This window comes from Streptomyces sp. NPDC050388 (assembly GCF_040655635.1).
GTDB lineage: Bacteria > Actinomycetota > Actinomycetes > Streptomycetales > Streptomycetaceae > Streptomyces.
Genome location: NZ_JBFAKH010000016.1, coordinates 42866 through 63266, shown reverse-complemented (window position 1 = coordinate 63266; position 20401 = coordinate 42866). Strand labels below are relative to the sequence as shown.

At 71.6% G+C, this 20401-nt stretch carries 21 protein-coding genes and 1 pseudogene; 10 read left to right on the top strand and 12 right to left on the bottom strand.

All coding sequences use genetic code 11. From position 1 onward, the window contains the following. The first annotated feature begins 94 nt into the window (after positions 1-94). The 7 genes from AB0I73_RS11990 (at position 95) to AB0I73_RS11960 (ending at position 6593) form a co-directional block, all read left to right on the top strand. The gene (locus AB0I73_RS11990; RefSeq protein WP_363036308.1) at positions 95-1090 is read left to right on the top strand and encodes an asparaginase; all 996 of its coding nucleotides are present in this window, start codon (positions 95-97) and stop codon (positions 1088-1090) included. 100 nt (positions 1091-1190) lie between these two features. After that, complete coding sequence (locus AB0I73_RS11985; protein ID WP_109378521.1) at positions 1191-2084, top strand: polysaccharide deacetylase; 894 nt, start codon at positions 1191-1193, stop codon at positions 2082-2084. After that, complete coding sequence (locus AB0I73_RS11980) at positions 2081-3472, top strand: MFS transporter (RefSeq protein WP_363036306.1); 1392 nt, start codon at positions 2081-2083, stop codon at positions 3470-3472. Before AB0I73_RS11985 ends, AB0I73_RS11980 begins: the two co-directional genes overlap by 4 nt. Before the next feature lie 79 nt (positions 3473-3551). Beyond that, on the top strand, positions 3552-4355 hold the full coding sequence (locus AB0I73_RS11975) for an SDR family oxidoreductase (protein WP_363036304.1): 804 nt from the start codon (positions 3552-3554) through the stop codon (positions 4353-4355). A gap of 104 nt (positions 4356-4459) precedes the next feature. Beyond that, complete coding sequence (locus AB0I73_RS11970; protein ID WP_363036302.1) at positions 4460-5209, top strand: SDR family NAD(P)-dependent oxidoreductase; 750 nt, start codon at positions 4460-4462, stop codon at positions 5207-5209. An 80-nt stretch (positions 5210-5289) separates the two neighbouring features. After that, positions 5290-5862, top strand: coding sequence for a hypothetical protein (locus AB0I73_RS11965; RefSeq protein ID WP_363036301.1), 573 nt, complete (start codon positions 5290-5292; stop codon positions 5860-5862). Between the two features lie 146 nt (positions 5863-6008). Continuing rightward, positions 6009-6593, top strand: a complete 585-nt coding sequence (locus AB0I73_RS11960; protein ID WP_202280112.1) for a TerD family protein — start codon at positions 6009-6011, stop codon at positions 6591-6593. 117 nt (positions 6594-6710) lie between these two features. On the opposite strand, the gene AB0I73_RS11955 is transcribed toward AB0I73_RS11960, so the two are convergent. The 9 genes from AB0I73_RS11955 to AB0I73_RS11915 all read right to left on the bottom strand — a co-directional run bounded on the left by AB0I73_RS11955 (position 6711) and on the right by AB0I73_RS11915 (position 14125). Then, complete coding sequence (locus AB0I73_RS11955) at positions 6711-7118, bottom strand: ASCH domain-containing protein (protein ID WP_363036299.1); 408 nt, start codon at positions 7116-7118, stop codon at positions 6711-6713. A 136-nt stretch (positions 7119-7254) separates the two neighbouring features. Next, entirely contained in the window at positions 7255-7620 is a 366-nt protein-coding gene (locus AB0I73_RS11950) for a hypothetical protein (protein WP_363036408.1), read from the bottom strand. A 179-nt stretch (positions 7621-7799) separates the two neighbouring features. Continuing rightward, complete coding sequence (locus AB0I73_RS11945) at positions 7800-8588, bottom strand: ABC transporter ATP-binding protein (RefSeq protein WP_363036298.1); 789 nt, start codon at positions 8586-8588, stop codon at positions 7800-7802. Next, positions 8585-9382 (bottom strand): ABC transporter ATP-binding protein, encoded by a 798-nt coding sequence (locus tag AB0I73_RS11940; RefSeq protein ID WP_363036296.1) that lies wholly within the window; start codon positions 9380-9382, stop codon positions 8585-8587. Before AB0I73_RS11940 ends, AB0I73_RS11945 begins: the two co-directional genes overlap by 4 nt. Further along, entirely contained in the window at positions 9379-10224 is an 846-nt protein-coding gene (locus tag AB0I73_RS11935) for an ABC transporter permease (protein ID WP_363036294.1), read from the bottom strand. The genes AB0I73_RS11940 and AB0I73_RS11935 overlap by 4 nt, the downstream gene beginning before the upstream one ends. Next, on the bottom strand, positions 10221-11186 hold the full coding sequence (locus tag AB0I73_RS11930) for an ABC transporter permease (RefSeq protein WP_363036292.1): 966 nt from the start codon (positions 11184-11186) through the stop codon (positions 10221-10223). Before AB0I73_RS11930 ends, AB0I73_RS11935 begins: the two co-directional genes overlap by 4 nt. Then, positions 11186-12706, bottom strand: a complete 1521-nt coding sequence (locus tag AB0I73_RS11925) for an ABC transporter substrate-binding protein (RefSeq protein WP_363036290.1) — start codon at positions 12704-12706, stop codon at positions 11186-11188. Before AB0I73_RS11925 ends, AB0I73_RS11930 begins: the two co-directional genes overlap by 1 nt. 54 nt (positions 12707-12760) lie before the next feature. Continuing rightward, on the bottom strand, positions 12761-13507 hold the full coding sequence (locus AB0I73_RS11920) for a DUF1684 domain-containing protein (protein WP_363036288.1): 747 nt from the start codon (positions 13505-13507) through the stop codon (positions 12761-12763). 222 nt (positions 13508-13729) lie between these two features. Then, positions 13730-14125 (bottom strand): helix-turn-helix transcriptional regulator, encoded by a 396-nt coding sequence (locus AB0I73_RS11915; RefSeq protein ID WP_363036286.1) that lies wholly within the window; start codon positions 14123-14125, stop codon positions 13730-13732. A 187-nt stretch (positions 14126-14312) separates the two neighbouring features. On the opposite strand from AB0I73_RS11915, the gene AB0I73_RS11910 reads away from it, so the two are divergent. Further along, positions 14313-15437 carry an NADH:flavin oxidoreductase gene (locus tag AB0I73_RS11910; RefSeq protein WP_363036284.1) on the top strand — a complete coding sequence of 375 codons (1125 nt, stop codon included), beginning with the start codon at positions 14313-14315 and terminating at the stop codon, positions 15435-15437. Positions 15438-15497: 60 nt separating this feature from the next. On the opposite strand, the gene AB0I73_RS11905 is transcribed toward AB0I73_RS11910, so the two are convergent. Continuing rightward, positions 15498-16424, bottom strand: a complete 927-nt coding sequence (locus AB0I73_RS11905) for a LysR family transcriptional regulator (protein WP_363036282.1) — start codon at positions 16422-16424, stop codon at positions 15498-15500. A gap of 49 nt (positions 16425-16473) precedes the next feature. On the opposite strand from AB0I73_RS11905, the gene AB0I73_RS11900 reads away from it, so the two are divergent. Further along, complete coding sequence (locus AB0I73_RS11900) at positions 16474-17433, top strand: nitrilase-related carbon-nitrogen hydrolase (RefSeq protein ID WP_363036280.1); 960 nt, start codon at positions 16474-16476, stop codon at positions 17431-17433. Between the two features lie 166 nt (positions 17434-17599). Next, positions 17600-18805: a cysteine desulfurase-like protein gene (locus AB0I73_RS11895; RefSeq protein ID WP_363036278.1), complete on the top strand. Its 1206-nt coding sequence runs from the start codon at positions 17600-17602 to the stop codon at positions 18803-18805. Positions 18806-18811: 6 nt separating this feature from the next. On the opposite strand, the gene AB0I73_RS11890 is transcribed toward AB0I73_RS11895, so the two are convergent. Then, a complete protein-coding gene (locus AB0I73_RS11890) occupies positions 18812-19285 on the bottom strand; it encodes a GMC oxidoreductase (RefSeq protein ID WP_363036276.1) in 474 nt (157 codons plus the stop codon). A gap of 253 nt (positions 19286-19538) precedes the next feature. Beyond that, positions 19539-20375: pseudogene (locus tag AB0I73_RS11885) on the bottom strand (GMC family oxidoreductase N-terminal domain-containing protein); the annotation flags it as partial. Positions 20376-20401 lie beyond the last annotated feature (26 nt).

The window sequence follows — 20401 nt, the reverse complement described above, 5'->3', positions numbered from 1 at the left end:
TCCGGCCAGACGAGTGTCCGACAACCATTGACCAAAGCGCAATCGTTTGCGTAGCCTCATCGCAATCGTTTGCGACGAGGCAAAGAGAGGGTTCATGCGTCGAATCCAGGTCGTGGCCACCGGCGGCACCATCGCGAGCCGGGGCGGGGCGGAGGGCCGCCGGGCGACCGTGCTCGCGAAGGAACTGCTCGCGTCGGCCGGTCCGCTGCCGGCCGGCGCGGAGGTGAGCACGCGGGACGTGGTCACCCGGGGCAGTTACGCCTTCGGCACCGCGGACCTTCTGGCGCTGGCCCGTGAGGTGCGTGGCGCGCTGCACGACGGGGCCGACGGGGTGGTGATGACGCACGGCACCGACACCATGGAGGAGACCGCCTTCCTGCTGGACCTGGCGTTCGACGACCCGCGGCCGATCGTGTTGACCGGTGCTCAGCGCCCCTTCGACGACCGCGCCGCGGACGGCCCGGCCAACCTGGGCGACGCCCTGGCCGTGGCCGCCGACGACGCGGCCCGGGGGCAGGGCCCGCTGCTGGTCTTCGACGGCTTCGCCTTCCCCGCCCGCGGGGTGCGCAAGAGCGACACCATGTCGGCGCACGCCTTCACCGCGCCCGGACGCGGACCGGCGCTCCGCGTCGTGGACGGGCGCGTGGTGCCGCTGTCGCAGCCGAGGCCCCGCCCGCGGCTCCCCCTCGACCTCGGCCTCCCCGACCTGCCCCGGGTGGACGTGGTGCCGGTCTATCCCGGTGCGGACGGACTGTTCGTCCGGGCCAGCCTGGAGGCCGGTGCCGCGGGGGTCGTGGTGGCGGCGGTCGGCGCGGGCAACGCCGGGCCGGAACTGGTCGAGGCGGTCGCCGAGGCGGTGGCCTCGGGTCACCCGGTGCTGATCTGCTCACGGGTGCACTCCGGCCCCGTCGCACCCCTCTACGCGGGCGGCGGCACCGAACTGCAGCGGGTCGGCGCCGTGTTCGCCGACGACCTCAGCCCCTGGCAGGCCCGGCTGCTGCTGGCCGCCGCGAGCGCCGTCCCCGGCCGTTCGCCAGAAGCCCTGGTCCGCGCCTGGCTCGCCGGAGAGGACCCACCGCCCGGCTCCTGAGCCCGAGCGCCCCGCGCCACCCAACCCCCTTGCCAAACCGACTTACTGACACACCCTCACCCAACCACCCCATCCCCAGATGTCATCAAAGGAGATGTCGATGACCAAGGAAATCCTTGTCGGCTTCGGAGTGGACGTCGACGCCGTCGGCGGCTGGCTCGGCTCCTACGGAGGCGAGGACTCACCCGACGACATCTCCCGCGGCCTGTTCGCGGGCGAGGTCGGCGTACCGCGCCTGCTGGAACTGTTCCGGCGCCGCGGCCTGACCCAGACGTTCTTCTGGCCCGGCCACTCCGTCGAGACCTTCCCGGAGGAGTTCGACGCCTGCGTCGCCGCCGGCCACGAGATCGGCGTGCACGGCTACAGCCACGAGAACCCGATCGCCATGAACCGCGAGCAGGAGGCCGCGGTCCTGGACCGCTGCATCGAGCTGATCGAGGCCCGGTCCGGCCGCCGTCCCACCGGCTATGTGGCGCCCTGGTGGGAGTTCAGCCCGGTCACCAACGAGCTGCTGCTCGAGCGGGGCATCAAGTACGACCACTCCCTGATGCACCGCGACTTCGAGCCGTACTACGTGCGGGTCGGCGACTCCTGGACGAAGATCGACTACAGCAAGCCGGCCGAGACCTGGATGAAGCCGCTGGTGCGCGGCCAGGAGACCGACCTCATCGAGATCCCGGCCAACTGGTACCTCGACGACCTGCCGCCGATGATGTTCATCAAGGCCAGCCCGAACAGCCACGGCTTCGTCAACCCCCGTGACATCGAGGAGATGTGGCGCGACCAGTTCGACTGGGTGTACCGGGAGATGGACCACGCGGCCTTCACCATGACCATCCACCCCGACGTGGCCGGCCGCCCCCAGGTGCTGCTGATGCTGGAGCGCCTCATCGACCACATCAACTCCCACGAAGGCGTCCGCTGGGTGACCTTCGACCAGATCGCGGACGACTTCGCCGCCCGCAACCCGCGCCAGAAGGGGGACAGCAGATGACCACCGTGCAGCAGACCGACATACCCCACGAGAACGAATGGCCGCGCAGCGGAGCACCCTCGGACGAGGTCCTTTTCAAGGGCCCCCCGACGCTCAGCCGGCGCACCATCACGACCACCACCGTGGTCTGTTTCCTGGCCTGGGTCTTCTCCGTCTACGACTTCGTGCTCTTCGGCACCCTGCTGCCGAAGATCTCCGAGACGTTCGGCTGGAGCACCGGGCAGGCCACGGCGATCGCCACCGGCGTGACCATCGGCACCTTCGTCGTCTCCCTGCTGGTCGGGCCGATGCTGGACCGCTGGGGCCGCAAGCCGAGCCTGATCGTCACCACGGCGGGCGCCGCGATCTCCTCCGGCCTCACGGCACTGGTCGGCGGCGCCGCCTCGCTGATCGGAGCGCGGGCCGTCTCCGGCCTCGGCTACTCCGAGGAGGTCGTCAACGGCGTCTACCTCAACGAGATGTACGGCAAGAGCCGGCGCCGCGGCTTCATGTTCAGCCTGGTGCAGAGCGGCTGGCCGGTCGGCGCCCTGCTGGCCGCGGCGTTCGCGGCCGTGCTGCTGCCGGTCATGAGCTGGCGCTGGATCTTCCTCCTCGCCACCTTCCCGGTCGTCGTCATCCTCGTCGCCGGATCCAAGCTCCGTGAGTCGCCCTCCTTCGTCGCCCTCAAGCGGACGAGGGAACTGCGCAAGGAGGGACGCGACGCCGACGCGACCAAGCTGGCGAAGCTGTACGACCTCGACATCAGCCGGGACAACGAGTCCGGTCTGCGCCAGCTCTTCGCCCCGGACCTGCGCCGACACACCCTGTGCCTGTCCGGAGCGTGGCTGTTCAACTGGATGGGCATCCAGGTCTTCTCGGTGCTGGGCACCACCATCCTCACCGACGGCAAGGGCGTCTCGTTCTCCAGCGCCCTGGTCGTGCTCATCCTGGCCAACCTGGCCGGCTTCCTCGGCTACCTCACCCACGGGTACCTCGGTGACCGGATCGGCCGACGGACGACCATCATCGTCGGCTGGACCATCGGCGGCATCGTCATGACGGCGATGCTCTTCGGACCGGACAGCGCCGCGTACGTCATCCCGATGTACGCCCTGGGGCTGTTCTTCCTCCTCGGCCCGTACTCCGCCATGGTGTTCTACATGGGCGAGTCGTTCCCGGCCCGGGTCCGCGGCATCGGCTCCAACACCGCCCACGTGATGGGCCCCGCGGGCGCGGTCGCCGGATCGGCACTGCTCAGCGCGGTCATCGGCCTCGGAGCGAGCGCCACCACGGCCGCGTTCGTCGCGGGCGCCCTGGGGATGTTCCTCTCCGGCGTGCTGATGCTCGGCGCCAACAAGGTCAGCCAGGACACGGACGACGAGCCCGCGCTCCAGGCCGCGGCGCCCTGAGCCGACCGTTTTCCCCTCCCTTCCCGGTGCGTGGCGGCCCGCACCCGCCACGCACCGGGGACTCCACGAAAGGCAGGACATGACCTCCACCGAGCTCACCGCACCGGTCCGCGACGACGGGCTGGCCGGCAAGGTCGCCGTCATCACCGGCGGCGCGAGCGGCATCGGCCGCGCCCTGGCCGTCGCCTACGCCCGTGCCGGGGCCCACAGCGTCGTCGGCTTCTACCCCAAGGACCCGCACAGCGCCGACGAGACCGTCCGGCTGGTCGAGGCCGCCGGCGGCCGCTGCACCGCCGTCGCGGTCGACGTCCGGGACAGCGGGCAGGTCGACGCCCTCGCCCGGACCGCCGTCGAGACGTACGGACGGCTGGACATCGCGGTGGCCGGGGCCGGCGTACTGCGCCGGGCCGCCCTGGCGGACCTCGACGACGACGCCTGGAACGACATGCTCTCGGTCGACCTGACCGGTGTGCTGCGCACCTTCCGCTCCGCCGCCGCCGTGATGACCGGTCCCGGCTCCATGGTCGCGGTCTCCTCCATCGCCGGCGGGGTGTACGGCTGGGACGACCACGCCCACTACGCCGCCGCCAAGAGCGGGGTGCTGGGACTGTGCCGGTCGCTGGCGACCGAACTCGCCCCCCGCGGCATCCGGGTCAACACCGTCATTCCCGGACTGATCGAGACCCCGCAGTCGCTGGACGAGAAGAACTCCCTGGGACCCGCCGGGCTCGAAAAGGCCGGCCGGAGCATCCCCGCGGGCCGGGTGGGCGAGGCCGACGAGGTCGCCCGCGCGATCCGCTTCCTCACCAGCGACGACGCCGCGTACATCACCGGCCAGGAGCTGATCGTGGACGGCGGCCTCACGGTCCGCTGGCCGGAGTGACCGACTGACGGCGGGCCGAGCGGCGGCGGGCCGAGCGGTAGTACATCAGGCAGCAGTGAACGAAAGCGGCAGCGGACAGGGCCGCGGCGAGAAAGGTGAACGGCATGGGAGTCCTCGAACAACAGGTCGCGCTGGTGACGGGTGCGGCGAGCGGCATCGGGTCGGCGATCGCCGAGGCCTACGCGGCTGAGGGCGCTCGGCTCTTCCTGGCGGACCGCGACGCCGACCGGCTCTCCGCGCTCGCCGAGCGCCTCACGGCGCAGGGCACGGAGGTGGCCACCGCGGTCGTCGACGTGACCGACGCGGAGCAGACCCGGCAGATGGTGGAGAACTGCGTGTCCGGCCTGGGCGCGCCCGACGTCCTGGTCAACTCCGCGGGCATCCTCACCGAGGTACCGCTGGTCGAGATGGACGTCGAGACCTGGGACGAGATGATAGCCATCGACCTGCGCAGCGTCTTCCTGTGCTGCCGCTGGACGGTGCCGCACATGGTCGCCCGCGGCAGCGGCCGGGTCATCAACATCGCCAGCCAGCTCGGCATCAAGGGCGGCGAGGGCCTGGTGCACTACTCGGCGGCCAAGGCCGGCGTCATCGGCCTGACCAAGGCGCTGGCCAGGGAGGTGGGCCCGAAGGGGGTGCTGGTCAACGCGATCGCACCCGGCCCGGTGTTCACCCCGCTGGTGGACGGCATCAGCGAGGACTGGAAGAAGGCCAAGCAGGCCGAACTGCCCCTCGGCCGCTTCGGGGTCCCGGCGGAGGTCGCCCCCACCGCCGTGCTGCTGGCCAGTGATCCGGGCGGCAACCTCTACGTGGGGCAGACCCTCGGCCCCAACAGCGGCGACGTCATGCCGTGAGTGCGGTGGGTGTCCTGCGTTCCGAGTCCGTGAGAGGCGGGTGAGTTCCGATGTGCGGAGCCTGTGGCGGTGGCCGTTCCGTGCCGCGCTGGGAGGACGTCCTGGCCCCGCCCGCCCGGTCGGTCCTCGCCGACCGGGCGGCACGGACCGGGCAGCTCCTGGACCCCGGGTCCGGACTGCGGGTCAGGTCCTGGCTGTCCGCGGGATACCTGCTCAGCGACCGGGTCGGCCGCACCGTGCACGCGGCCGACCTGGACACGCTGTGGCGGGCGGCGGCGGAGCGCGGTGCGCGGCCCAGGGGCTGGCGGCCACTGGGCGGTGCGGACACCACCGTGTCCGTCGAGCTGACCGGCGGCTGGGACCTGGCCGCGGCGGCGGTCTGGTGCGCCGCCGCGGCCAGGTCGGCACCGGACGCCTCCCTGCGCATCACCCTGCCCGACCGTGCGGGGGACCGCGTCCTCGGGATCACCCTCGCGTCCGGCGCCGTACGGGCGACGGTGCTGCACGGCCCCGGGAGCCCTGCCGGCGACAGCGCGCCGGACGGCCGGGTGTTCGGGGCCGCGGTGCTGATCAGCGGGACCGGCGCGGCCGACGCGGCCCGTCACCTGCGCGGCCACCACGACGTGACGCGCGCCGCGGCCGAGCGGGGCTGACCGAAGCGGGCATCAGAGCCGGGCCGGACGCCGGAGAGCGGTCAAGAGAGGCCATATGTGCCGGTAGGGGACCCCTGGCAGGGAACCGCCGGGGCACCAGGCACACTCTGTGGTTGTAATCCCTCTTCGTAAAGGATGACCCAGGCATGATCACGCTCACGAAGGAAGACGGCCCGGCGGACCTGGACGGAGTGACCCATCTGTCCATCGGAGTCTCCTGGGACCCCACCGCGGGCAGCAGCGGCGGGTTGCTGGGCAAGCTGCGCCACAAGACCGGCACCGACCTCGACCTGATCGCCATCGCCATGCACGGCGGGGACCCGGTGCGCCTCGCCGGCCTCGACTCGCTCGACCCCATGGGCAACGGCTCCCTGGTGCACAGCGGGGACAACCAGACCGGGCACGGGGACGGCGACGACGAGACCGTCACCGTCGAATTCGCCCGGATCCCGCCCCACATCACGTCGATCGTGTTCGTCGCCGCCGCGTACAAGAAGGGCAGCTCCTTCCAGAAGGCGCGCAACATCAGCTTCAAGGTCTACGACGCCACCGGGGGCAGCTCCCAGCAGGTCGCCGACATCTGGCCGAGCATGCTCACCCAGGACAACGGCTGCGCCGTCGCCAAGGCGATCCGGGTCGGCGGCACATGGAAGCTCGAAGTGATCAATGAGACGGGCAAGATCAAGCAGGGCGACGAGCACGCCCTGATGCGCTTCGCCGTCAGCAAGTAGTCCGTTCCCGGGGGCGGCCTCGTCGTCACCCACGGCCCGGCAGGCCACCCGGGCTGCGACGCGCGTCGGTGCCGGACGTGCTCGGTGGGGGGGCGTCGAGGAGCCCCCGGGGGAGGCTTATCGGTGCGAGGACTTCGCGCACGCGGGTGTGGACGGGCCGGCAGCGGGGACGACGCGGAAGGCCAGGCACACGACGGGCGTGTCGTCCTGAACCGGCGTGCCCTCGCGCTCCCAGAAACGGCGGTGCCCGGCGCGCCACTCCTCCAGGGAGGCGTCCCCCTCACCCTCGGCGGCGGCGTGTTCCCAGTCGACCTCGCTGAAGGAGGTCAGCTCCACCCCGGTGATCTCGATGGTGGTGACGGCGTGGCCGTCGTTGTCCACGAGGGCCAACCGCTCACCGACGAACTCCAGACCCTCGGTCTCCTCGACGTACTCGGCCAGCAGACCGGTCGTGGCGGTCTTCCGTCCTTCCAGGACAAGGGAGTTCAGTTCGGTCCGCAGGTCATCGGGGGTACCGAGTTCCATCGCGCGCATACCGTTGACACGTGGCCACACTGTCGCATCGCCTCACTTGATCACCCGCGTCGGTCGCGGTCCGCTCCGGGGCGATCATTATGGCCCGGAGCCCGGAGCCCGGAGCCCGGAGCCCGGAGCGACCACCTCACGCCCGGTCCGTCAGCTCCTCCGCGTAGACCTGGGACAGCGGCTGGGGCCCGACGTACTGCTGGCAGTTGCACTCCCCGGCCTCGTAACGCAACGGTTTCTTGTTCTCGTCCCAGGCCGTCGGCACCTCGACGCGCTCGTGGCACCGCCCCTGTTTGTCGTGCTTGGCGAGGTGGTGGGTGCACCCGCACACCGGTTCCGGGGGCCTGTGCGCCGCTTCGACGGCCAGTCGTTCCTGCTTCGCCGCCTCCAGCAGTTCGAGCTTGCGTTCGTGCCGGTTGCGCAGCGCGGTGCGGACGTTGTCGGCGGCCCACGCGAAACCGCCCGTCCAGAAGAGGATGAGTACCCACCAGATCCAGTTCATCAGCCGACTCCCCCTCAATCCGGCGTGCAGCCACCCCGCTGCCTCGGTGCCGGGTCTCCGCCTGGCACCGAAGCCAGAATAGGGGGTGACGTCGAACAGCGCGCCCAGCAGGACCTCTTCCGCCCCGCCGACCGTGGCGATCCGCCCCGCGGCGCCGGACCGGGCGGGTTCCCGGCGCCTCACACGGGAAGCCGCGGCACGCTCTCGAGGAGCCGACGGGTGTACGGGTGCGCGGGGGAGCCCAGCACCTGTGCCGTGTCCCCCTGTTCGACGACCCGTCCGCGCTCCAGGACGGCAGTGCGTTCGCACAGGGACGCCACGACCGACAGGTCGTGGGAGACCATGACCACGGTCAACCCCTGTTCCCGCTGCAGTTCGGCGAGCAGATCGACCACGGCGACGCGCGTCGTGACGTCCAGCGCGCTGACGGGCTCGTCGGCCAGCAGCACCCGCGGGTGGCACACCGTCGCCCGGGCGATCGCGATGCGCTGGCGCTGGCCGCCGGAGAACTCGTGCGGATAGCGTTCGGCCGCGTCCGCCGGCAGCCCCACCCGCTCCAGCGCCTCGGCCACCTTGGGGACCGCCGTGGCCTTCGAGTCGAGGCCCAGGGAGCGCAACGGCTCGGCGACGATGCCGCCGACGCGGCTGCGGGGGTCGAGCGACGAGTACGGGTCCTGGAAGACGCACTGCACGCTGCGCCGGAAGTGCCGCATCTGCCGGCGGTCACGCACGTTCAGCCCGGCGCCGTCGAAGCCGACCGTGCCCCGGGTCGGCCGGGCCAGGCCCAGGAGCAGCCGCAGCAGAGTCGTCTTGCCCGCGCCGGACTCGCCGACGAGCGCGAGGCTGCGGCCGGCCTCGACGGTGAGGGAGACGTCCCGCACGGCGGGCGTGGCGCTTCCCCGGTGGTGCAGCGAGACGTCCTTCAGCTCCAGGACCGGCGACGGTGGCGGTGGTGGCGTCGGTGTCATCGGGTGTCCCCCAGGTTCAGGGCGGACTCCAGCCGCCGGGCACTGCCCACCAGCGCCTTGGTGTAGGGGTGGTTCGGTGAGCGGACGAGGTCGAGGAGGGTTCCCTCCTCGACGGCGCGGCCCCCGCGCATGACCAGGGCACGGTCGGTGATCCTGGCGACCACGGCGAGGTCGTGGCTGACGAAGACGACGGCCATGCCGCGTTCCCGCACGAGGGTGTCGATCAGGTCGAGCATCTCGGCCTGCACGGACACGTCGAGTGCGGTGGTCGGCTCGTCCGCGATGAGCAGCTTCGGTTCGCAGGCCAGTGCCATGGCGAGCGCGACCCGCTGGCGCTGGCCGCCGGACATCTCGTGCGGGAAGGACCGGGCGATACGGTCGGGTTCGGCCAGCCGCACCTGTTCCAGGGCGTCGACGACGGCCTTCTTCAGGGCGGCGCCCTTGAGCCCCCGCCTGCGCAGAGGTTCGGCGACCTGCCTGCCCGCCCGCATCAGCGGGTCCAGGGCGGTGAGCGGCTCCTGGAAGACGACGGCGGCGTCCCGCCCCCGCACGCGCGTGAGGTGCTCCTCACGCGCGCCGACGATCTGGGTTCCGGCGAGCTCGACGCTGCCGGTGGCGGTGATGCCCTCCGGCAGGAGGCCGAGGGCCGCCAGCGCGGTCAGCGACTTGCCGGAGCCCGACTCGCCGATGAGGCCGAGCCGCTCGCCGCGTGCGACGGACAGCGACAGATCGTTGACGAGTGTGGTTCCGTCCGCGGTGCGCAGGGTGAGGCCGCGGATGTCGAGGAGGGTCATGCGCGCCTTCGCCGGGTCGTCGGGTCGAGGGTGTCGCGCAGGCCGTCCGCGACGAGGTTCACGCCCACGACCAGCAGGACGAGCAGAACGCCGGGAGCGAGCGCGCCGGCCGGCGCGGTGGTGAAGGTGGCCTGCGCCTCCTGGAGCATGCGGCCCCACGAGGCGTTGGGCGGCGGTGCGCCCAGGCCCAGGTAGGACAGGCCCGCCTCGGCCAGCACGGCGAGCCCGAACTGGAGGGCCAGGTTGACCGCGAGGGTCGGCCAGATGTTGGGCAGGACGTGCCGGGCCACGGTACGCGGCCAGGACGTGCCGGAGACACGGGCCGCGGTGATGTAGTCCTGGTTCAGGATTCGTTTGGCCAGGATGCGGGTCAGCCGGGCCACGACCGCGCTCTGCGCGAGTCCGATCGCCAGCACGGCCGAACCGAGCGTCGCCGAACGTGCGGCGACGATGAGCATCGCCAGCAGCAGGGTCGGGAAGGCGATCAGGATGTCGAGGAACGCGGAGAGGGTGTCGTCCAGCCAGCCCTGCGCGAAGGCCGCGAGCAGCCCCAGCAGGACTCCGAGGGTCGCCGCGATCAGGACCGAACCCAGCCCGGCCTCGACGGCGATCCGCGATCCGATCATCACCTGGGTGAACAGGTCGCGTCCGAGTTTGTCGGTACCCAGCAGATGGCCGTCCCCGGGAGCGGTGAGCCGGCCGCCGGAGGTGTCGTCGGCGTCGTACGGGGTCCACACCAGCGAGACGAGCGCGAGCAGCGCGATCAGGGCCGCGAGCACGCACCCGGTGAGCAGGGTGTACGAGCGCACCGGGCGGCGCCGTTCGACGGCGGCCCCGGTCATCGGGCACCTCCTGCGAGGCTGCCGCGCAGCCTCGGGTCGATGATCCGCTGGACGAGGTCGGCGGCGAAGCCGATGAGCAGGACGGCCAGGGTGGAGACGAACAGCACGCCCTGGACGACCGGATAGTCGTGCTGGGCGATGCCGGTGACGAGCAGGGAGCCGAGGCCCGGCAGCGCGAACACCGACTCCACGACCACCGCGCCGAGCAGTGTGGACGCCAGCTCGACACCGAGGACGGAGACCACCGGCACGGAGGCGTTGCGCAGCCCGTGCCGCCACATGGCCTGTCCGAACGAGGAGCCCAACGCCCGTGCGGTGCGCAGGTAGTCACTGCCCAGGACGTCCAGGGTGGCCGAGCGGACGTACCGGATCAGCGACGCGCTCATCACCAGCGCGATGGTCACCACGGGCAGCACCAGCGACCGGATCGCCTCGCCGGGCAGCGACCAGCCGTCCGGCGGGAACCCGCCGGCCGGCAGCCAGCCCGCGTTCAGCGCGAACACGGCGATGAGGATCATACCGAGCCAGAACACCGGTACGGCGATGCCCAGTTGCGAGACACCGCTGAGCAGGCCGCCGTACCAGGTGCGCCGCTTGTAGGCGGCCACGAACCCGGCCGGCAGCGCGATCAGGACCGCGAGGACGAACGCGGCCAGTGTCAGCGGGACCGTCACGTCGAGCCGGGCGGCCACCTCGGGCCCGACCGGCAGCGTGCTGACGAACGAGGTTCCCAGATCCCCGCTCGCCAGCTGCCCGAGCCAGTGCGTGAACTGCTCGGGCAGCGGCTTGTCGGACCCGATGGACTGCCGGGCCGCCGCGATCTGCTCGGGGGTCGCGCCCACCGTGGTGAGCGCGTTGGCGGGGTCGCCGGGCAGCAGACGCAGCAGCGCGAACAGCACCACGCTCGCGAGCGCCAGCGACACCAGCAGGAAGACGGAGCGGCGCAGGAGGTACCGCGTCATCAGCTCTTCTTCTTGATGTCGTAGGCGAAGAACTGCGAGTTGAGACCGTTGAGCGGGTAGCCGGACAGCTTGGTGTTCGCCACGACGATCTGCGGGTAGAGGTAGAGCCAGTCGCTGGCCGCGTCCTCGGCGGTCTTGCGGTTGACCTTCTTCAGCAACTCGGTCTGCTCCGCCTCGGTGGCGGCCGCCTCGGCCTCCTCGACCCAGCGGGTGACCTGCTTGTCGTCGTAGCCCCAGTAGAAGTCGGGGTTGCCGTACCAGACCAGGTCGCGGTCGTTGACGTGCTCCTGGAGCGTGGCCGTGAAGTCGCGGTTCTGGTAGACCTTCGTGTACCACTCGTCCGACGTGATCGTGTTGATCTTGACGGTGATGCCGACCTTGGCCAGCTCCGACTTGATGAACGTCGCGGCGGTCGGGTGCGGGTCGTAGTTGGGGGTGTCGAGGGTGAAGCTGAAGCCGTCCGCGTGACCGGCCTCCTTCAGCAGTTTCTTGGCCCGTGCGGGGTCGTGGGTGTCGACGTCGGTGAGGTCCTCGTACCACGGGTCGGTGGGAGGCACCATCGAGCCGATGAGCTTGCCGTAGCCGCCCCAGACGGACTCCAGCAGCTTCTTGTCGTCGATCGCGGCGGAGACGGCCTGCCGCACCTTGACGTCGGTGAAGGGCTCGGCCTTGTCGTTGAAGGCGAGCAGCAGCTTGGTGGTGGAGTTGCCGTCGTTGACCTTGTAGTTCGGGTTCGACGTGAACTGGTCGAGGGCGTCGGGCGACTGCTCGCTGGTGACGATGTCGACGGCGTTCGTCAACAGCGCGTTGTTCAGCGCGGTCGCGTCCTTGTAGTAGTGGAAGACGACCTGCTTGTTGGCCGCCGCCTCACCCCAGTACCCGTCGAACCGGTCCAGGCTCAGGGCCGATCCGCGCGTCCACTTCTTCAGCCGGTACGGCCCCGTGCCGTCCTCGCTCGTCTTCAGGTCCTTCGCCTCGGAGTTGATGATCCAGACGTAGGAGAGGTTGTAGACGAAGGAGATCGACCGCTTCGACAGCGTGACCTTCACCGTCCGGGCGTCGGGGGTGGCGATGTCCTCGATCACTTCGAGGTTGCTCTTGCGGGCGGACTGCGAGTCCTCGGCGAGCACCCGCTCCAGGCTGTACTTGACGTCCTTGCTGCTGAGCTGCTTGCCGCTGTGGAACGTCACACCCTCCTGGAGGGTGAAGGTGTAGGTGAGGCCGTCCTCGCTGACCTTGTGGTCCTCGGCGAGCAGCGGCTCGACCTCGCCGTCGTCGGCGAGCTTGAACAGCCCCTCGTAGACGTTGCCGTTGAGGGCCTCGGTGACGCCCTGGCCGCCGCCCGCGGTGTTGTCCAGGTTCTGCGGCTCGTAGAGGGAGCCGATGTTGACGGTGGCGTCCTTGTCGTACGTGCCGCCCACCGCGCCGCCGCCCCCCGAACCGCCGCCGCACGCGGAGAGGGCCAGGGCGAGCGTGACCGCGGTGGCGGTGCCGTACAGGGAGGACTTCTTGATGCTCATGACAGGGTGTGCCTTCGTGCTGCGAGGAGGGGGGAGGAAAGACGGCGGAGGCGATCAGCGCTGCGCCGGGAAGCCGTCGCGGAAGACGGGAAGCTTCTCGCCGGCCTCGACGGGCAGGTGGAAGCGGTTCTGCCGCGGCGGCATCGGACAGTTGTACTGGTCGGAGAAGCCGCAGGGCGGGACGAAGGCGCGGTTGAAGTCGAGCACGACCCGGCGGTCGTCGTCCGCCGTCCGCCGCACGAACAGGAAACGCCCCGCCCCGTAGGTGGTGGCGCCGTTGGTCGGGTCGCCGAAGACCAGCAGCAGGGTGCCGTCGTCGTCGAAGGCGCTGAGCGTGTACGTGTGTCCGTCCAGCGTGAGCTCGATGTCCCCCGGGACCACCAGGTCACGGGTGCCGCCGTTGTCGCGGATGTGCTCGAAGGGGACACGCCGGGCACCCGGCACCGGTGTGTAGGAGGCCTCCAGGACCCATGCCGGGTCGTGGGGGAAGGCGTCGGTGCCCTCGAAGTGGCGGAGGGCCGGTGCCGCGGAGTCCCAGAACCGGAGCCCGTGCTCGGGCGCGCCGGTGACGCGGTCGGTGCGCTCCAGTGTGGTGACGGTCACCGTGTCCGGCTGCCCCGCCCGGGCCGCCTCGACGTCGGGACGTTCACCGGCCGGCAGCCAGCGGGTCTCGACGAGGGCGAGGTTTCCCGTCGGCGAGGTGAGCGCGCGACGGCGCTCGGCACGCCAGGTGTCCCACTCCGCCGCGGAATCGGCGGCGGGCGGGGCGGGGACGGCGGGGTGGGACACGGTCTGGCTCATTCACGTCGAGGTCGGGGGCGGTCACGCCGCGCGCATCACGCCGCGTGAATAGATGCCCAAAGCATGGACTATATGATCCATAAGTCGACCTAATGTCAAATTCCGGCCAGGGGTGCGCGGGCCGCTCGGCGGCGGTTCGTGCGCGGTGCCGGCGCCGGCGGTGCGGCGGCCGATGGCCGGAGTTGTTCGATCACGTCGTCCAGGCGCGCGGCGGCGGTCCGCTCACCGGGTGGGCCGCACCCCCGCCTGTGCCCGTTCCGGCCCCGGAGGTTCCGTGGTGGCGGGCTCCTCCGCGGTCAGGATGGCGGTCAGCAACCCGGGAAAGCGCTGCTCCAGCTCCGTTTCGCGCAGTTCGCTGTAGCGCGAGGTGCCTTCCTCGAACTGCGAGATGACGCCGCTCTCGCGCAGGACCTTGAAGTGGTACGTCGAGGTCGACTTGGACACCGACAGCCCGAACGCGCTGCAGTTCATGGGGTGGCCGGCCCGCGCGAGGGAGCGTGCGATGCCCAGCCGCAGCGGCTCGCCGAGGGCGCGCAGCACCAGGTCCACCGGGACCTCGCGCAGATCGGGGTGGGGGAGGGCCTTCTTGGCGGGCGCACGCCTTGCATGAGTGGACACATGAGGAGTCTACGCCCCGTGGTACGTTGAATCTCGTAGTACGAAAAAGTTCCGACAAGGTCCGTCGGTGGTCCGCCGGTGATCCGTCGGCGGTCCGTGGTCGTGCGGGCCCGCACGACCACGTGCCGTACGAGCCGGGCCGAGTCGAGAACTTCCGCACAGGACCCCAGGCGTAACGGAGAGATCCTTGACCGACCCCACCCCGCAGCACGGCGCGACCGACGACCTGCTGTACACGCCCATCGACCTCGGCGGAGTCCGCCTGGACAACCGCACCGCCCTGGCCCCCATGACGCGGATCAGCGCCACCGAGGACGGGATGGTCACCGACCGCAACGCGCGCTACTACGCCGGATTCGCCCGTGGCGGTTTCGCGCTGCTCATCACCGAGGGAATCTACCCCGACACGGAGCACAGCCAGGGCTATCTGTACCAGCCGGGGCTCGCGACGGAGGCCCAGGGCGAGGCATGGCGGCCGGTGGTCGAGGCCGTGCACGCGGCGGGCAGCGCCGTGTTCGCCCAGCTCATGCACGCAGGCGCACAGTCCCAGGGGAACAGCCTCCGCCAGGGGACGGTCGGCCCCTCCGCCGTGGCCCCACGCGGCGAGCAGCTCGCCTTCTACCGGGGCAGCGGCCCCTACGCCACGCCGAAGGCCCTGGATGCCCGTGAACTCGCGGACATCCGCCGGGGCTTCGCGGACGCGGCCCGCCGCGCGGCCGCAGCGGGCTTCGACGGCGTGGAGGTGCACGGCGCGAACGGCTACCTGCTCGACCAGTTCCTCACCGACTACCTCAACCGGCGCGAGGACGAATACGGCGGCAGCGTCGAGAACCGCGTGCGCCTGGCGGCCGAGGTCGTGGACGAGGTGCTCCAGGCCGTGGGCTCCGAGATCGCGGTCGGCATCCGCATCTCCCAGTCCAAGGTCAGCGACTTCCACCACCGCTGGGCCGGCGGCGCCGAGGACGCCGAGATCATCTTCACCACCCTGGCCCGTACCGGCGCGCACTTCCTGCACACCACCGAACACAAGGCGCTCGAGCCCGCTTTCTCCACCGGTACGGAGACCCTGGCCGAGCTCGCGAAGAAGTTCAGCGGGCTGCCGGTGATCGCCAACGGCGGTCTGGGAGACCCGGAGGCCGCCCGTGCCGTACTGGGTTCCGGGGCCGCCGACGTCGTCGCGCTCGGCAAGGGCGCCCTCGCGCAGCGGGACTGGCCCCACCGGGTGCGTGACGGCCTCGAGTTCGCGACCGAGATGCGCCCCGACACCCTCGGGCCGCTCGCCGACGTCAAGGACTGGGAACTGGCTCCGTGAACACGCCTGCCTGACCGGCGACGTGGTCGTCGCGGCCCGCCCGTCATGCCGGCACCCGGCTCAGGACCGCCGGTTCCCGCGGGCCGCGTCCCCGACGAGGCGGCGGAGCCACAGATGGGCGGGATCGTCGGTGAGGGTGCCGTGCCAGATCGAGCTGACCGTGTAGGTGGGCATCGGCAGGGGCGGCGGGGAGGTGGTCAGGCCCAGGGCCTCGGCGTAGACGGTGGCCGCATGGGTGGGGAGCGTGACCAGGGCGGGCAGGGCGGGGAGGTGGAGAGCGGCTCCGGCGAAGTGGGTGGTGGAGGCGATCACCCGGCGCTCCAGTCCCCGTGCCTCCAGGATGTCGTCGACGATGCCGCGCCGGCCGTCGTAGGAGATCAGCAGGTGCGGGTGGGTCAGATAGTCGTCCAGGGTGATCGGGGTCCCAAGAGGCAGCAGGCGGTGGTCGAACAGGCAGGTGTAGCCGGAGTCGAACAAGCTGTGGCTGCGGTGATCGGCCCCGTGGGCGGGGGCGGCGGACACCCCGAGGTCGATCTCGCCCCGGTCGATCATGCCGGTGACGGTGTTCCGGTTGGCCTGCCGTACGGCGAGCCGGACGCCCCGCAGTCCGGCGGTTGCGGCCAGCAGCCGGGGCATGAGCGCAGCCTCCAGATCGTCGGACATGCCCAGGGTGAAGACGCGCCGGGCCGTGCGGGGGTCGAAGCGGTCCCGGTCGGTGACCACGCCGTGGATCAGCCCGAGGGCCGGCTCGATACGGCGGGCCAGTGCGACGGCGCGCGGTGTGGGCTCGACACCGCCACCGGTGCGGGTGAACAACTCGTCGTCGAACAGCCCGCGGAGTCGGCCCAGGGCGGCGCTGGTGGCGCTCTGGCTCAGATGCAGGGCGGCGGCGGCCCGGGTGACGCTGCGCTCCCGCATCAGAGCGGAGAAGACGACCAGCAGGTTCAGGTCGGCCTTCCGGAATTCGGTCTCATAGATGTCGATCATCGCAAAGATGAGTTTGCCGGACGAGGGCGAGGGTTCCTACGGTCGACGCATGACTGCTGCCGTCCCCGCCGCGCCTGTTCAGCCCCGTCGCACCGTGACCGTCGCCGTCGTCCAGGCGGCGGCCCCGCTGTTCGACACGCCGACCGCGCTGACCCGGGCGGAGGAACTCATCCGTGAGGCCGCCGGCCGGGGCGCCCGGGTGGTCGTGCTGCCCGAGGCGTACCTCGGCGGCTACCCCAAGGGGCTGGACTTCGGCATCACGGTCGGCAGCCGCACCCCGGCGGGCCGCGACCTCTTCCGCCGCTACCACGCCGCGGCCATCGACGTCCCCGGCCCGGAGGTCGAGACGCTGGCCGCCGTCACCCGGGAACTCGACTGCCACGCTGTGGTCGGCGCCGTCGAGCGCAGCGGCGGCACCCTCTACTGCGTCGCGCTCTTCTTCGGTCCCGACGGCTACCGGGGCCTGCACCGCAAGCTGATGCCCACGGCGGGCGAACGCTACCTGTGGGGGCAGGGAGACGGCTCCACCCTCCCCGTCGTCGACACCGGCACGGCCCGCCTCGGTGCGGCCATCTGCTGGGAGAACTACATGCCGCTCCTGCGTACCGCCATGTACGCCAAGGGCGTCGACCTGTGGTGCGCGCCGACGGTGGACGACCGCGAGGCATGGCAGTCCACCATGCGGCATGTCGCCCTGGAAGGACGCTGCTTCGTCCTCAGCGCCTGCCAGTACCTGCGTCGCGACGCCCTGCCGGCCGACCTCCACCCCGTCCAGGGCGACGCACCGGACACGGTCCTGATCGGTGGCGGCTCGGTCATCGTCTCCCCGCTCGGCGACGTCCTGGCCGGGCCGCTCCGCGACGGCGAGGGCATCCTGACGGCCGAACTCGACCTCGACGACCTCGTCCGGGCGCGCTTCGACTTCGACCCCGTCGGCCACTACGCCCGCCCCGACGTCTTCACGCTCCACGTCGACGAGTCGCCCCGCCCGACCGTGACCGGAAGCTGATCGCGTCCGGCAGCCGCCGGATGAGACCCTCGGCAGCGTCCAAGAGACTCTGATCCATCGCTCCATCGCTCCATCGCTCCATCGCTCCATCGATTCGTCGGTTCGTCGATCCGTCGACCACCGACGGCCGCACCACCTTCGCGCAAGTGACCGAACGGGAGTTCTCGTGACGTACGACATCGACGCCATCCGCGCGCAGTTCCCCGCGCTGGCCGCCGGGATCGCCCACTTCGACGGCCCCGGTGGTTCACAGACCCCCCGACCCGTCATCCGGGCCATCACCGACGCCCTGTCCCTCCCGCTGTCGAACCGCGGCCACCGCGTGGCGGGGGAGCGCAACGCCGAGACCATCGTCACCGAAAGCCGCCGGGCCATGGCCGACCTGCTGGCCGCCGACCCGGCGGGGATCGTCTTCGGGCGCAGCGCCACACAGCTCGCCTACGACTTCTCCCGCGTCCTCGCCAGGACCTGGTCACCGGGGGACGAGGTGGTCGTGACCCGGCTGGACCACGACTCGAACATCCGGCCCTGGGTCCAGGCGGCAGCCCGGGCGGGTGCCACCGTCCGCTGGGCCGACTTCGACCCGGCCACCGGGGAACTGACCCCCGCCGACATCGCGGCCGTCCTGTCGGAGCGTACGCGGCTGGTAGCCGTGACCGCAGCCTCCAACCTGATCGGTACACGTCCCCGGATCGCGGAGATCTCCCGTCTGGCGCACGGCGTCGGTGCGCTGACGTACGTCGACGGCGTGCACCACGCCGCCCATTCCCTGGTCGACGTCGCGCAGTTGGGCGCGGACTTCTTCACCTGCTCGCCCTACAAGTTCCTGGGCCCGCACCACGGCGTTCTCGCCGCCCGCCCCGAACTGCTGGAGACCCTGCGTCCCGACAAGCTCCTGCCCTCCACGGACGCGGTGCCGGAACGCTTCGAACTCGGCACGCTGCCCTATGAGTTCCTCGCCGGCACGCGCGCCGCCGTCGACTTCCTCGCCGGATTCGACACGGACGCCGAGGGAACCCGGCGCGAGCGGCTGGCCGCGGGGTTCGCGGCACTGGAGGAGCACGAGGAAGCCCTGCGGGTCCGGATGGACAAGGCGCTGAGCGCCCTCGACGGCATCACGGTCCACTCCAACGCCGCCGACCGCACCCCCACCCTGCTGCTGACCTTCGACGGCCGCAGCACGACGGACGCCTACGCGTTCCTGGCGGACCGCGGCGTCCACGCGCCGTCCGGCTCCTTCTACGCCCTCGAGGCCTCCCGGTGGCTGGGCCTGGGCGACGCCGGGGGCCTTCGCGTCGGCCTCGCGCCCTACACCCACGCCGGGGACGTCGACAGGCTGGTGGAGGGCCTGGCGGACTTCCTGCGCTCCTGAAGGCCGTCAGCGCCGCATGGCGTCGGCGACGACCTCACCGATGAGGACGGCGGTGGCGGCGGGCCCCCGGTGGGGCGCGTCCGGCAGGATCGGGGTGTCCGCGACACGCAACCCCCTTACGCCGTGGACGCGTCCGAACCGGTCCACGACGGCGTGCTCGGGATCGTCGGCGGGACCCATCGCGACAGTGCCGCAGGTGTGCTGGGCGGTGCCGAGGTGCTCGCGGATCCACTGGTCGAGGGTCCGGTCGTCGTCCAGGACCTCGCGGCCGGGATCGACCAGCCCCGGGTGACGTCGGCGAAGGGCGGACTTTCGAGGAGGGCCGCGGTGACGCGCACGCCCTCCCGGAGGCGGCGGTCGTCGGCGCCGCCGAGGTAGCCGTGGTCGATGCGCAACGGAGCGGCGGGGTCGGCCGAGCGGAGGCGCAGCCGACCGGTGCGACGGGGGCCAGGGCGGACACGAGGAACGACAGGGAGCCACCGGCCACTCCTGCGCCCCCGGTCAGCCGGGACATGGGCACCAGTGACTGCAGGACCTCCAGATCGCCGGGACCGCCCCCGCCGCCCGGTGTCACGGGCCCGCCGCCCGACGAGGTGAGGTGCAGGCACCCACCGAGCCACGAGCCGGACGGCCCGTCCCAAGCCTCGCGAGGAGTCCACTCCAGAACCACCTGCGGGTGGTCGCTGAAGCCGGAGCCCACAGCGGGGGCGTCCCGGACCAGGGGGATGCCGACGTGTTCGAGGTCGGCGCGCGGCCCGATGCCGGGCAGGTGCAGAAGGTGAGGGGCGGCCAGGGCGCCGGTGCAGAGCACCACCGCGCCGGCGTCGAGGACGGAACGACGACCGTCGTGCTCGACGACGACGCCGGTGGCGCGGCCGTTCTCGATCACCACCCGGTGGACCGCGGTGCCGCCCAGGGCGGTGAGGTTGGGGCGATCGAGCACTTCGGGCGGCAGATAACTGAGCCCGGCGTTGTGACGCACCCCGTCGACCACGTTGGCGGGCACCGGCCCGAAGCCGGGTGGCGCTTGGTCGTTCTTGTCGGGGGCATCGGGGAAACCGAGGGCGTGGGCCGCGTCGCGGAACGCGGCGGCCGGGTGGTCCAGGCGACCGCGCCGGACACGCATCGGGCCGCCGTCGCCGTGCACGGGCCCGGCACCGTGGTCGAGGTCGTTCTCCAGTGCGCGCAGGAAGGGCAGCACCCTCTCGTAGGACCACGCGGGATTTCCCGCGGCGGCCCAGCCGGTCGAAGTCCTCGCGCCGGACCCGCACGAAGTAACCGCCGTTGACGGTGGACGAGCCGCCGAGGACGCGTCCGCGGGGGACCAGCCACGGCCGCTCCGGAGTGAGGCGCACCGGGTGTGCGCGGGTGGCAGGGTGGTTCGGCTGCGCGCCCGGAACCAGGCGCGCGTCCAGCAGCGCCGGGCCGAAACCGGCCGCGCCGCGCGGCAGGGGCCCGGCCTCCACCACGAGCACGCGGCGGTCGGGGTCGGATGGCGGCGGCGGGCTGTGGGGTGGGGTCCTCGGTCCCCTGCCGATCCGGTGAAAGCGTTCTCCACCGGCGGGCTCATGGCATCGGAGGACGGTGTTCGGGTGT